Source organism: Bacillus glycinifermentans (assembly GCF_001042475.2).
GTDB lineage: Bacteria > Bacillota > Bacilli > Bacillales > Bacillaceae > Bacillus > Bacillus glycinifermentans.
In genome coordinates, this window is sequence record NZ_LECW02000045.1 from 115,922 (window position 1) to 129,353 (window position 13,432).

Genomic DNA, 13,432 nt, shown 5'->3' on the forward strand with positions numbered 1-13,432 from the left:
AATTTGAAAGAGGAGTGTTAGATGTGCAAGTGAAAGAAATTTTCGTCATTCGCTGTATATCCTGCTTAAGCGTCGTGTTGCTCCATACGATTTCCATGGTCCTTTTCTTTCGGGGAGACATGCTTAGTGATACCGTCCGCGTTGTTGAATCTTTCAGAACCCTCCTGATGTTCAGCACACCGGCGTTTATTTTCATTTCCGAGTTTTTGCTGGCGCACGCATATCCCGGCGGTGTTCCGCAAGGTTTTTTGAAAAAGAGATTCAAGACGATTTTCGTTCCCTTTCTATTCATCGCCGTTCTTGACGCGTTTGTCACGACCGGCTTGATGATGCAGCAGTTTCATATGACGGCGATCATAACCAAGCTATTGGCCAACATTTTCTTAGGAAACTTCATCGGCTACTTTATTCTCGTCATCTTTCAGTTTTACCTTCTGCATATGTGCTTTCACTCCTTTTTGCAAAAGGCCTCCCCGAAATGGGTGCTTTCCGTTTCTTTTGCGGTAACGGCTCTTTACTTAAGCTATTTTACGTTTATCAACCCGCCCGTTCTAAAAGAGATGGCGCCGTTTCCGTTTTCATGGGTGCCTTTTCCCGGCTGGCTTTTTTACTTTTGCCTGGCGTATTATTGCGGGAAAAACTACAAGAGCTTTTTGGCTCTGTTGGACAAGTACAAGTATGCGGTGTACGGTACAGCTCTCATTTCGGCCGCTGCGATTGTCGCCATATCGTTTTTCGGGGAGAATATCACCGTTAATTCAAAGCGCCCTGATATCATGTTTTACTCGACGAGCATCATTTTCTTGTGCTTTCACCTGTTTTCCAAGCTGAACGCAGTTCCAAGGCTGATCATGATGATCAGCAACTATTCTTTTTCCATCTATTTGTTGCATGCCTTCCTGCTCATCTTCGGACTTGTGATTTTAACCGCCTTTGAGGGGCTCCATGCGGCTGCTGCCTGTGTGCTGCTTTTTGTCATTTGTACAGGCGGTGCGATGTTCATCTCATGGGCGGTCAACAAGTGTAAATACGGCTATATGTTCGTCGGCAAAATCTATCAGCCGAAACAGCGGAAAACAGAGCGGAACATACAGCATCACGCAGGGTAGAATCCAAGCGGAAAATCGACAGGTTTTCCGCTATTTTTTTACTAAAATATTCACTTGCTTTTTAAATGACGAGCTACCTATAATCATAATATGATAACGAGAATCATTTTCATTCCTGGAGGCATCGATGATGGTTTTAGCAGAATTGAATCAAAGGGATAAAGCGAGAATCATAGATTTTTCAGACGTCAATGAGATGGTGCAGCGGCGGCTGATTCATCTCGGAGTAAAAGAAGACGCAGAGATTTGTATGAAGCGGAAACTGCCGTTCGGCGGGCCGTGTATGTTTGAAACATCCGGGCAATCGATCGGCATTCGATTAACCGATGCGAAAAAAATAAAGGTTGAAAAACGATGACTGGACAGCAAATTGCGCTTTTTGGAAACCCGAATACGGGAAAAACCTCATTATTTAATGCATTGACAGGTTCCTATGAATACGTGGGAAACTGGAGCGGCGTCACCGTCGAGAAAAAAGTCGGTATGATCCGCCATAAAAAAGGGACGATGATCGATCTTCCCGGCGTATACACGTTAAGCCCCCTTTCGCGGGATGAAGGGGTTGTCACCGATTTCTTATTGCACGAGCCGTTTACCGAAGTCTTAAATATTGTGGATGCTTCACAGTTAAAACGAAACCTCCATTTGACGGTGCAACTTCTCGAATTCGGGAAACCGCTGACGATCGGTTTGAATATGACAGATGTGGCCAGGCAGCGCGGCATCATCATCAATCACACCGGCTTGTCAAAACAGCTCGGAGTTCCGGTTATTCCGATCATCGCCCGGAACGGCACAGGGTGCGAAGAACTCAGCCGCCATCTGCTGTTACGGAATGGCGAAGGGCAAAAGCCGCTTGTGATCGATTACGGCAGCGTGTTGGAGAAGGCAATTCGTCAGCTTGAAACGGTCATACAGGAACGGCCCGGCGTTCCGAAGCGCTGGATGGCCCTTCAGTATTTAGAAGGCAATTCGAAAATGAAGGAGCAGCTGGAGTCTTCGGCTGATCAAGCCGCCTTGGAAAAGATCCGCCAGGCGGCCGAAGAAGAAATCGTGAAAGGGAAAACGGCGAAGACCTTGCACCAGCACATTTACCATGTCAGGGAACAGTATATCGAACGCGTGATTTCGAGCTCCGTTCGATTCGAATCAAGCGGAAAACGGACGTTAACCGAGCGGGTTGATGCAATTGTGACCCATCATGTGCTGGGAATTCCGATTTTCCTCGGATTCATGTATCTCATGTTTATGCTGACGTTCGACTGGCTCGGCGTCCCGCTGTCTGATGCGCTTGACGGATGGATGAGCGGTCCCCTTACAGACTGGACGTCTTCGGCTTTAGCGGCGGCGGGGGCGAGCCCGTTTATCAAAGCGTTGATTCTCGATGGGATTATCGCCGGAGTCGGCGGTGTTCTCGTATTCGTACCGCAAATATTCATTCTGTTTTTCTTTATATCGCTCCTCGAAGATTCGGGATATATGGCAAGAGTCGCGATGGTGATGGACCGTCTGATGGAGGCGATCGGCTTAAACGGAAAAGCATTCATTCCGCTTATCATCGGCTTCGGCTGCAATGTGCCGGGCGTCATGGCAGCCAGAACCGTTGAGCAGCCAAAAGAGAGGCTGTTGACCATCATGCTGACGCCTTTTATGTCTTGTTCGGCGCGGCTTCCGGTATACGCGCTGTTTGCGGGAGCTTTTTTTGCGGCTCACCAGGCGCTTGTCGTGCTTTCCTTATACGTCCTTGGAATCGCGGCAGCATTGGCGCTGGCGGCCTTTTTATCCTCGTCTAAGCTGAAGGAAGAAAAGTCGTTCTTTGTCATCGAACTGCCGCCGTACCGTCTGCCGCAAGCCCGTACGCTATGGCGGTCAACGTGGGAAAAAGGAAAAGGATTTGTCCGCAAAGCCGGGACTTATATTTTTGGCGGGTCTGTCCTCATTTGGATCTTGTCTTATACAGGACCGGGCGGAACGGGAGTAGAAATGGATCACAGCTTTTTGGCAATGATCGGCGGCGTAATTGCCCCGCTGCTTGCGCCGCTCGGCTTTGGAACGTGGCAGGCCGCCGCATCGCTGTTAACGGGATTTCTCGCCAAAGAAGTCGTCGTCGCTTCAATGAGCATTATTTACTTTGTACCGGAATCACAATTGCAAGGGGTCATGGCGCATCAATTTTCGCCTTTGGCAGCGTACGGATTTATGGCATTTGTTCTGCTGTATGTTCCGTGCCTGGCTACAGTGGCCGTGATTAAAAAAGAGACAACCTCAAAAAAATGGATGTTTTTGTCGATTTTATACGGTCTGGCGATCGCCTACGCCTTGACATTCGTGATTTATCAGGGCGGAAAACTGCTGGGGCTATCATAAGGAGGGATCTGGCGATATGCTGTTTAATATTACAGTCGGGACGCTCATCTTCGGATACGCGGCTTGGACGCTGGTTAAGTTTGTAAAAAGAAGCCGGAAAGGAAAATGTGCCGCCTGTGAGCTGAATCGCACATGCCAATCCGCCTGTGATGAAATGAAAAACAGCTGAGGTGATCAGCTGTTTTTTGCTGTCATGCTGATGTCCGCACTTCGCTTATCAGAGCAAGGGTATTTCCTTCCGTATCCTTCAAAAAACGCCGTCCTTGTTTCGGTGTTAACTATTTTCGCTATAAGGTGCGGTTCATCAACAAATGAAACGCCTTTTTCAAAATGACGGAACCCGAATCCGCAAATTCCTCCTTCTCAGGAAGGCTAAGGGAGGAGCCGCAGTCCGTGACATTCAAAGCTGGTTCAGGGGCAAGTACTTCCTCTTAAAAAGCAACCGCCCGTTCCAGCTTCTGGACAGGCACCCCGATTTGTCCAACCCTTTGGATTTTCATGTGTCTATCACTTCCATAACATGTATTATAAAGGTATATCGTTTCACGTGAAACAAAGAAAAAAGGCCGGAGAGATAGAGTCATTGAAATTAATGATATTGTCTATATTCAACAGTACAAAGGTATTTAAATGAGAAAGTCATTTCTATTTACTAACATGTCCTCTTCGTTTTCTTATTGATTTGATCTTTTATTCGAATACATTTATTCAAGTGTAAAAAATTATGTCTTGTTGCAGGCATAAGAATTAGTCCAGCAATGGTTTTTTTGCTCCAGTAATCGGCCAGCCATTGAGAATTTTGTGAAACAGCATGTTCTTCGAATAACCGTTTTATTCTTTTTGGTTCAACTTTTTCCTTGAATTGACCAGGTCGCAAAGAAGATACAATGTCACGAGTTCGTTTACCAACCGCTGTTCTATACGCTAATAGCGAATAAAAGTCAATTTTTGAACTTATTAAGGCTATATCTTTTTCGCTCATATCATTGCCAGAATGGGCAAATTCAATATTCATTTTTTTTAGCCAATTGTCAGCAAATAGAACTTGTCGTTCGTTGGCAATCAAAATATTCATCGTCATATCTTCAATTCGGGCAATATGCCAAAGATGCCACGCAATAGAATTTTTCGTATCAGGATTTGAAACAGGATACATCCTAAAGGTTCTTTCATCCAAACTCTTCAACACTTCATCCGCCAGTGTTGCCTTAGCCTTTTTACCGGCAGAGGAAGAATGCAGCAAAGAGTGCTGAGATAGAAATAATTGAACTGCCTGCAAGTGTTCATCAGGTTTTAAAATAATGTCTGTTAAAATCTTATGGTTTTCATTCCAAATCTTGCGTTGTTTTAAATCCATTGCCATTATTCGCTCCTATTAAAGTAATACAGGTATTATTAGGTTAAGTTATATTAATTTCCTTTTTTTACTTAAAAATAAAAAAGCAGTGTGATTTCAATTATGAAATCCACTGCTTTTATCATGTGTTCTTATACTGCCAATGCAATATAGCTCGGTTGGAAGCGAATTAATTCAGTGTTGAAAATAACACGGTTTCTTATGAGATTTAGGTTGCGTGTTAAGGTCATCAGGCTTTTTTTATTTCTTCTGATTTTCCTTCTCGCGCTTCACCAGCATATCAGTAATCAAATCGACCTGCTTGCTGACAGAGATCGGATCGTATGGATAGAAGGTGTCGAAATCGTTGATGAAGACGCGGTTGTTTTTAACGGCGTCAAGGTTTTTCCAAACGGCAGATGCCTTCAGCTTGTCGAGCGTTTTGCTGTCTCCGTTCGGGCTGTAGTCGGTGACGAACATGTAATCAGCTGCATACTCAGGTACGACTTCAAGCGAAAGCTCCTTCATTTCCCCGGTATTGATGACGTCTTTTTCGATTTTTTCAGGTGCTTTTAAGCCGAGGGCGTTATAGACGGCTTGGCCTCCGCGGCCTCCGTTGTCATTAAATACCCAGAACTTTCCTTTGTCTGTGTTTTCGTAAATTCCGAATGTGGCGTTTTTATCGATGACTTTATCGATTTTTTTCCGTGCAGCTTTTGCTTTTTGATCAAAATCGGCAAGGAATTGTTCCGCTTCTTTTTTTGCACCCGCGATATCGCCGAACATCTTTACGGTTTCCTGAACGTTTTTGGCGGTGTTGTAAGGAATGACGACAGTCGGCGCGATTTTAGAAAGCTTGTCATAATTGTCATCCTTCATGACGACGATTAAATCAGGCTTTAACTTCATCACTTTTTCAATGTTGATCGGGTCGCCCACATCAGTGACATCCTTCATCTTATCCTTTAAAAACGGGTTTGTAAAAGACCAGGACCCGGAGCCGACAACGTTCGCGCCTACTGAGAACAGCTCCCCTGCGTAAAAGTCTGTGACGATCCGTTTTGGTTTGACGGGAATTTTTACATTGCCGCGTGTCGATTTATAGGTTCTTGTCGCCGCCTCGGCAGCCCCTTTTTCACTGCCGGTGTTCCCGTTGGACTGTGACGAGCTGCAAGCGCTGACGAACAAACATAATATCATAATCAATCCGATAATAAACGAACGCTTTTTCATTTGACCCTCCGTATATATGTATATAATTGATAATGATTCGCATTATCAAAGTAAATATAGCAGAAAAAGTCCTCATTCGTCTATCACTTTTTTGCTTTGTATGATGATTATTGTTTTGGATAATTTGTTACTATAAACAGAAAAGGATTGATCAACAGATGGCGGAAACACATCCGATTATAAAAAAATTGCAGTTTAAAGACTTCGGGCAGTCCGTGCTCATCGTAAACGCGCCAGAGTCTTACAACGAAATCACGGCCGCATTTCAAGGTGAAGTACATGACAGAGCTGAAAATGGCAAATATGACTTTGTGCAAGTTTTTGGCACGGCAAATGAAGATCTGCAGGCATCAGCCCGGGAAGCGGAGCATCATATGGCAGAGGACGGATTATTTTGGCTTTGCTATCCGAAAAAATCCTCCAAAGTGTACAAGGGTTCAGATTGCAGCCGCGAGACGGTAGCCGCATTGCTTGCTGATCAAGGCTATGAGCCGGTTCGCCAGATCGCAATTGATGATGATTGGTCTGCCCTGAGGTTTCGAAAAGCGGAAAACATCAAGAAAATGAAACGGAAATTTGCCGTGACGGAAAAAGGGAAACAACGTACTGGGAAAGAATCATAAACGCTTGACGATGAATTTTTAGCCCGGCAAGAATGTTCACCTTGTGAAATAAAGTACACAAAAATGAAATATCAACATGTTCAACGATTCACAAACTTTCTGTATAATAAATCTTATATTTTAAATTCTATAGAGAAAAGAGGTATGCAGCATGAAGGAATGGGCATTTGTATCAGACTTTGACGGGACGATTTCCAAACAGGACTTTTATTGGATGGTCATTGATAAATACTTTCCTGAAGGACATGAATTGTTTAAAAAGTGGAAGGCGGGAGAATTAAAAGATATTGAATTTTTAGGCACTGTTTTTGCTTCAATCAATCAAAGCGAACAAACAATCATCGATGACATCCATTCCATTCCGATTGATGAGTATGTACCAGACTTCATTCAGCATGTCCGGGAAAATGGCGGCGACTTTTTCATTCTAAGCGCCGGAACTGATTATTATATTCATTATATTTTAAAAAAATATGGCATTAAAGATGTCGAGGTTTATTCAAATAAAGGCTTTTTTAAAGAAGACAACGTCCATATGACAATTGATGAAAACCATTGGCACTACTCTGAACGCTATGGCATTGATAAATCAAAGGTTATACAAAAGTTGAAAGAACAGTATCAGACGATTTATTTCGCGGGTGACAGCGAACCTGATTCCCATCCGGCAAAATTTGCGGATGTTACGTTTGCAAAAGACGCGCTCCAGGATATATTGCGTGAGCAGGATGTGCCGTTTGTAGCGGTTGAGACTTTCGAGGATATCGAACGGTACTTAAAGCAAAAAGGAATGATCGTCTAATGCTGCACCGGGTGACAAATATCGCCATTCCGTCGGTTTTGGATATTAGTGAAGGCGTATTTGGCCGGTTGGAGGCGATCTTGGAAAAGCACCAGTTTGCTAAGGCCATTATGTTTTTTGATGACTTTTCATATCAGCAGTATAAGAATTCATTAAAAGCCGCTTTTCAAAAAGTCAAAGTCGAAGCCGTTAAACTGCCGTCCAGCCTCGATCTTCAGCAGCTGCTTCAGAAAGCATTTTCCATCGGGAATTATGATGTCATGATCGCCATGGGCGGTGGATATGTCGTTGATTGCGGAAAATATATCGCTTTTTCAAAACGCACCCCGTTCATCAGCATTCCGACATCGGCATCCAACGACGGGTTTGCGAGCAGCAATTGTTCGCTTCAGGTCGAGGGCAAAAAAACGACGGTGCCGGCCCGGGTTCCTTATGGGATTATTGCCGATTTGAATATCATTCAAAAAGCACCAACATGCTTTATTTTAGCCGGGATTGGAGACCTGATGTCCAATATTACCGCTCTTTATGATTGGGAATTTGAAGAGCGGCACGGTGCCGGCGATGTGAATGCGTTTGCGTCTATGCTCAGCAAAAAGGCAGTGAACAGTTTCGTCCGTACGCCGATGGAGGTTATTAAACAGCCGATCTTTTTGAAAGAATTGGTCAGTTCATTAACAATGGGCGGCATCGCCACGGAAATCAGCGGGAACAGCGCACCCATCAGCGGTTCAGAGCATCTGATATCCCATGCGCTCGATAAAATCTCAAAAAAACCGCAGATGCACGGTATACAAGTAGGGTTAGCCACCTATATAATGGCCCATGTCCAAAATCACCGTGCTCAGAGAATTGAAAAGGTGTTTACAAGGACGGGCTTTTTCGATTATGTAAAAACGCTTCATCTTGACAAACATGAATTTCGTGAAGCGATCAGCCTTTCTCACACGATGAAGCCAAACCGTTATACGTATTTGCATGAAAAGGCGTACCGTCAAAAAGCGCTTCGTTTGCTTGATGAAGACCCCATTCTTCAAGACATATTTTAAGACATGCAAACAGTCTCCGCGGGAGGCTGTTTTTTGCTGTTGGGAGTTTTCCGGATGATGCCATAAAGGAAAAGCCAAGGACTGTGGTAAAATAAAGGAGAAATAGGTCATAGGTATGAGTTTGAGGCACGATTTTAATCAGGGAGAGTGGAACATGTACAAACTAATCGCGATAGATATGGATGGAACATTGTTGAATGACCTTCATGAGGTAACAGAGGAAGTGCGTGATGCCCTTCATGCGGGGAAAGCGCAAGGCGTGAAGATCGTCCTTTGCACCGGACGCCCTCTCGGCGGAGTGAGCCGCTATCTGGAAGAACTGAATTTAAATGAAGATGGCGATTATGTTATCGCCTATAATGGTGCGCTTGTTCAAAATACGCATACACAGGAGGTCGTATCAGAGCTGACGCTCAGCTATGAAGATGTGAAATCTTTATATGAACTCAGCAAAACCCTTGATACCCCGATGCACTTTTTTGACTCATCTTATTTATATACGCCAAACCGCGATATCAGCCCCTATACAGTCTATGAATCAAACGTCACCCAGGTTCCGCTCCGTTTTCGGACGCTGGACGAGATTCCGGAAGACATCCTGGTGACGAAGGCGATGTATATTGATGAGCCTGAGAAATTAGATCGGACCATCGCAAGCGTGCCTGAGGACATCAAAAAACGCTACACCATGGTCAAAAGCGCACCGTATTTTTATGAAATCCTTCATCCGGCGGCAAGCAAAGGCAATGCGGTCAAGCAGCTGGCCGACCTGTTGGGCATTGCGCAGCAGGAGGTCATGGCCATTGGGGACAACGGCAATGATCTGACAATGATCGAATGGGCGGGCTGCGGCGTCGCCATGGGAAATGCGATACCGGAAGTAAAGGCGTCCGCGAATTACGAAACGCGTTCAAATAATGAAAACGGCGTGGCCCACGCGATACGTGAGCTTGTTTTATCCAAATAAAAAAGCCGGCCTTATGAAAAGGCCGGCCTATTTTACATTCTGATCCAGTCTTCGATCCGCCAGACGTGCGTCACCCAGTCTTCATAAAAGGACGGTTCATGGGACACGAGCAAAATCGTTCCGTTATAGTTCGAGAGTGCTTTTTTTAAAGCGTATTTTGCCGATCTGTCAAGGTGGTTCGTCGGTTCGTCGAGGACGAGCAGGTTGCTTCTTGAAAGCATCAGCTCCGCAAGCCGGACTTTTGCCTGTTCACCTCCGCTGAGCGTGGCAAGCGGCTGGCTGATATGCTCCTGTGTCAAACCGGACATCACCAGCGTCTGCCTGATGTCTTTTTCTGCTACATTCGGAAAGAGCGCCTGTACTTTTTCAAGCGGCGTCTCGCGTGAGGCGAGGCTTTCCTGTTTAAAATAAGCGGCCTGCAAATGCTGTCCTGCCGTGACGATGCCGCTTAAGGGCTTAAGCTCGCCTAGCAGCGTGTTGACAAGCGTCGATTTTCCGGCGCCGTTTTCACCGACGATGGCGATTTTATCGCCCCGCTTTACAGTCAGGGAAAGCGGCTTGAATAATGGCACCGTGTAACCGGCCTCAAGCTTTTCCGTCTTGAGCACGGTCATCGCCGGATTCCGCCCCGTTGTAAATTCAAAGCGGGGGACATGAGAATCTGTCGGTTTTTCGATTCGCTTGATTTTGCTTAATGCTTTTTCCCTGCTTTTGGCCTGTTTCGCTTTTCGGACTCTGTTGCGGTCGATAAACGCCTCTAACTTTTTAATTTCCCTGTTCTGTTTTGCGTAAGCGGCTTCTGCCTGTGCCCGGCTTTGCGCATATTCCTTCAGAAAATATTGATAGTTGCCGGAGTAGCGTTTTATCGTTTGATGTTCCAGATGGAATGTAACCGTCGTGATCTCATTTAAAAAGCGTTCGTCATGGGAGATGACGAGAAATGTGTGCTCATAGTTTTTCAAGTAGCCTGTCAGCCACTCAATGTGTGAGGCATCCAAATAGTTGGTCGGCTCATCCAACAACAGCACATCAGGTTCTTCGAGCAGCAGCTTGGCCAGCAGCAGCTTCGTACGCTGGCCTCCGCTTAAAGCCGTGACATCCTGATCAAGGCCGATTTCCGTCAAGCCGAGGCCTTGGGCGGCATCCTCAATGTTGGCGCCGATTTGGTAAAATCCTGAAGCATCCAGTTCGGTCTGGAGCTCTCCGTATCTTTTCAGCATGACCTCCAGGTTGTCTCCGGGATCGGCCATTTTTTCAGCGAGCACATTCATTTCCATTTCGATTTCAAAAAGCCGTTCATAGGCCTTTTCCATGTACTGAAGGATGGTGGTGCCAGCCGTCAGCTCGGCGTGCTGCTTGAGAAAACCGGCCCGGACATTCGGATGCCATTCGATGTACCCGTCATCAGGCAACAGGCTTCCGGTCAAAAGCCGGAACAATGTCGACTTTCCGGCGCCGTTTGCCCCGACGAGGCCGGCATGCTCGCCTTTCAGCAAGCGGAAGCTGACATTCCGGAATATGATCCGGTCTCCGTACATATGGGTAAGGTTCGTTACATTGACAATACTCATGATCATTCTCTCCTTCAGGCTTATTTTTGAAAAACAAGCCATCTAAAGAGAACAGCGCGAAGCATCGCCATCCTGCCGGCAAAAAAAGCGGGTAAGGCAAATACACCTCACCCGCTACATATGAACATACAGCAAGAAAGGATGTGAAATCGTATCAAACTGTTCCCGAGATGGCTTGTCTAAAAAAGGGCAGACTTCTCCCGTCTTTAAGCCAATTCTCTTTTAAGAACAGTTGATAAGATTTTCATTCCTTTCCACCTCATGCAGTCAAAATTTCCTTCATTATCAAATTATATGAAGGACGGGTACGGATGTCAAATTGCTCATTTCCATTACATATTGACATCAATCAGACGGTATGTTATTTAAGATGTGAATAGGAAGGATATTGAAAAATCGTTTTCATCACAAAAAGGAGAGAGAAAAGATGGCTAAAAAAGAATTCAAAGCAGAATCCAAAAGATTGTTAGACATCATGATTAACTCAATTTACTCCCAAAAGGAAGTCTTTTTAAGGGAGCTGATCTCCAACGCGAGCGACGCCATCGATAAAATCTACTACAAAGCGCTCACGGATGATTCTTTAACATTTCACAAAGATGACTATTACATAAAAGTGAAGGCCGATAAGGAAAACAGAACATTGACCGTATCAGATACCGGGATCGGCATGACAAAAGAGGAGCTGGAAGAGCACCTCGGAACGATCGCAAAGAGCGGTTCGCTTGCGTTTAAGCAGGAAAATGAACTGAAAGACGGGCACGATATCATCGGCCAGTTCGGCGTCGGATTTTACGCCGCGTTTATGGTGGCTGATGTTGTCACCGTTATCACAAAGGCGCTTGGCAGCGATGAAGCGTATAAGTGGGAATCTGCGGGAGCCGACGGGTATACGATCGAGCCCTGCCAAAAAGATAACGTCGGTACAGACATCATTCTGAAACTGAAAGAAAATACGGATGATGAAAGTTATGATGAATACCTTGACGTGCACCGTTTAAGATCAATCATTAAATCGTATTCCGATTTCATCCGCTATCCGATCAAGATGGATGTCACCGTCAATAAGCCGAAAGAAGACGGCGAAAACGAATTCGAAGAAGTCCAGGAAGAGCAGACAGTCAACAGCATGGTGCCGATTTGGCGGAAAAATAAAAACGAGCTCACAAAAGAGGATTATGAAGCGTTTTATGCGGAAAAGCACTACGGTTTTGACAAACCGCTCGCCCATATTCATACGAGCGTCGACGGTGCAGTCAGATACCATGCCATATTGTTCGTACCGGAGAACATTCCGTTCAACTATTATTCAAAAGAATTTGAGAAAGGCCTGGAGCTGTATTCAAACGGGGTCTTGATCATGAACAAATGCCCGGATCTGCTCCCTGACCACTTCAGCTTTGTGAAGGGAATGGTAGATTCAGAGGATCTATCCCTCAACATTTCAAGAGAGATGCTCCAGCATGACCGCCAGCTCAAGCTGATCGCCAAAAACATCAGCAAGAAAATCAAAAATGAGCTGAAAAGCCTGCTGAAAAATGACAGGGAAAAATACGAGTCTTTTTATCAATCGTTCGGCAGACAGCTCAAGTTTGGCGTCTACAACGAATTCGGCGCCAACAAAGACATGCTGAAGGACTTGCTGCTGTTCTACTCTTCCAAAGAGAAAAAGCTTGTCACGCTGGATGAGTACGTATCGAGAATGCCTGAAGATCAGAAATTTATTTACTACGCGTCAGGAGACTCGTATGCCCGGATCGAAAAGCTTCCGCAAACTGAGCTCGTTTCGGAAAAAGGATACGAGATTTTATACTTTACCGAAGACATTGACGAGTTTGCCATTAAAATGCTGGGGCAGTATCAGGAGAAAGAATTCAAATCCGTCTCAAGCGGCGACCTCGGAATCGAGGCAGACGAAGACCAAAACAAATCTGATGCGGACGAGAAAGAGCACAAAGCCCTTTTCGACGAAATGAAAAGCATACTGGCCGACAAAGTCAAAAGCGTAAGGGCGTCAAAACGCCTGAAAACCCACTCTGTATGCCTTGCTGCCGACGGCGAAGTCACGATCGAAATGGAGAAAATTTTAAACGCCATGCCTGACAATCAGCATGTCAAAGCCGACAAAGTACTGGAGATCAATACAAATCACGACGTTTTCAAAACGCTTCAGGACGCTTTTGAAAGCGATAAAGAAAAATTCAAACTGTACACAGGCCTCCTGTACAACCAGGCCCTTCTCATCGAAGGTCTGCCGATCGAAGATCCTGTCGAGTTTACGAACGATATCTGCAAAGTAATGTCGTAAAAATAAGCTGCGTCTCGAGAAGCCTCGAGACGCAGCTTTTACTTTGCTTTTTTTTACGTCTTTGCCA

12 protein-coding genes are annotated in these 13,432 nt (G+C 45.3%); 9 read left to right on the top strand and 3 right to left on the bottom strand.

What is annotated here, in order from left to right; genetic code table 11:
* Positions 1-23 precede the first annotated feature (23 nt).
* From AB447_RS20020 to AB447_RS20035, 4 genes are all read left to right on the top strand, one after another.
* Positions 24-1,109 (top strand): acyltransferase family protein, encoded by a 1,086-nt coding sequence (locus tag AB447_RS20020; RefSeq protein ID WP_048353393.1) that lies wholly within the window; start codon positions 24-26, stop codon positions 1,107-1,109.
* Positions 1,110-1,239: 130 nt separating this feature from the next.
* Positions 1,240-1,467, top strand: a complete 228-nt coding sequence (locus AB447_RS20025) for a FeoA family protein (RefSeq protein ID WP_048353382.1) — start codon at positions 1,240-1,242, stop codon at positions 1,465-1,467.
* The gene (gene feoB / locus AB447_RS20030; protein ID WP_048353383.1) at positions 1,464-3,476 is read left to right on the top strand and encodes a ferrous iron transport protein B; all 2,013 of its coding nucleotides are present in this window, start codon (positions 1,464-1,466) and stop codon (positions 3,474-3,476) included. Before AB447_RS20025 ends, feoB begins: the two co-directional genes overlap by 4 nt.
* 16 nt (positions 3,477-3,492) lie before the next feature.
* A complete protein-coding gene (locus AB447_RS20035) occupies positions 3,493-3,645 on the top strand; it encodes a FeoB-associated Cys-rich membrane protein (RefSeq protein WP_048353384.1) in 153 nt (50 codons plus the stop codon).
* Between the two features lie 483 nt (positions 3,646-4,128).
* Here AB447_RS20035 and AB447_RS20040 read toward each other — a convergent pair whose 3' ends face one another.
* The gene (locus tag AB447_RS20040; RefSeq protein ID WP_326075442.1) at positions 4,129-4,839 is read right to left on the bottom strand and encodes a DinB family protein; all 711 of its coding nucleotides are present in this window, start codon (positions 4,837-4,839) and stop codon (positions 4,129-4,131) included.
* A 234-nt stretch (positions 4,840-5,073) separates the two neighbouring features.
* On the bottom strand, positions 5,074-6,045 hold the full coding sequence (locus AB447_RS20045) for an iron-hydroxamate ABC transporter substrate-binding protein (RefSeq protein ID WP_048353385.1): 972 nt from the start codon (positions 6,043-6,045) through the stop codon (positions 5,074-5,076).
* A gap of 158 nt (positions 6,046-6,203) precedes the next feature.
* Between AB447_RS20045 and AB447_RS20050 the strand changes: the two genes are divergently transcribed.
* The 4 genes from AB447_RS20050 (at position 6,204) to yidA (ending at position 9,486) form a co-directional block, all read left to right on the top strand.
* Positions 6,204-6,668 (top strand): DUF3052 family protein, encoded by a 465-nt coding sequence (locus tag AB447_RS20050; RefSeq protein WP_048353386.1) that lies wholly within the window; start codon positions 6,204-6,206, stop codon positions 6,666-6,668.
* 151 nt (positions 6,669-6,819) lie between these two features.
* The gene (locus tag AB447_RS20055) at positions 6,820-7,470 is read left to right on the top strand and encodes an MtnX-like HAD-IB family phosphatase (protein ID WP_048353387.1); all 651 of its coding nucleotides are present in this window, start codon (positions 6,820-6,822) and stop codon (positions 7,468-7,470) included.
* Complete coding sequence (locus AB447_RS20060; RefSeq protein ID WP_048353388.1) at positions 7,470-8,519, top strand: iron-containing alcohol dehydrogenase family protein; 1,050 nt, start codon at positions 7,470-7,472, stop codon at positions 8,517-8,519. The genes AB447_RS20055 and AB447_RS20060 overlap by 1 nt, the downstream gene beginning before the upstream one ends.
* Before the next feature lie 154 nt (positions 8,520-8,673).
* On the top strand, positions 8,674-9,486 hold the full coding sequence (yidA, locus tag AB447_RS20065; RefSeq protein WP_048353389.1) for a sugar-phosphatase: 813 nt from the start codon (positions 8,674-8,676) through the stop codon (positions 9,484-9,486).
* A gap of 32 nt (positions 9,487-9,518) precedes the next feature.
* Here the strand turns inward: yidA and AB447_RS20070 are convergent, their stop codons facing one another.
* The gene (locus tag AB447_RS20070) at positions 9,519-11,057 is read right to left on the bottom strand and encodes an ABC-F family ATP-binding cassette domain-containing protein (RefSeq protein ID WP_048353390.1); all 1,539 of its coding nucleotides are present in this window, start codon (positions 11,055-11,057) and stop codon (positions 9,519-9,521) included.
* Between the two features lie 427 nt (positions 11,058-11,484).
* Between AB447_RS20070 and htpG the strand changes: the two genes are divergently transcribed.
* Positions 11,485-13,365 carry a molecular chaperone HtpG gene (gene htpG, locus AB447_RS20075; RefSeq protein ID WP_046130536.1) on the top strand — a complete coding sequence of 627 codons (1,881 nt, stop codon included), beginning with the start codon at positions 11,485-11,487 and terminating at the stop codon, positions 13,363-13,365.
* Positions 13,366-13,432: the final 67 nt, after the last annotated feature.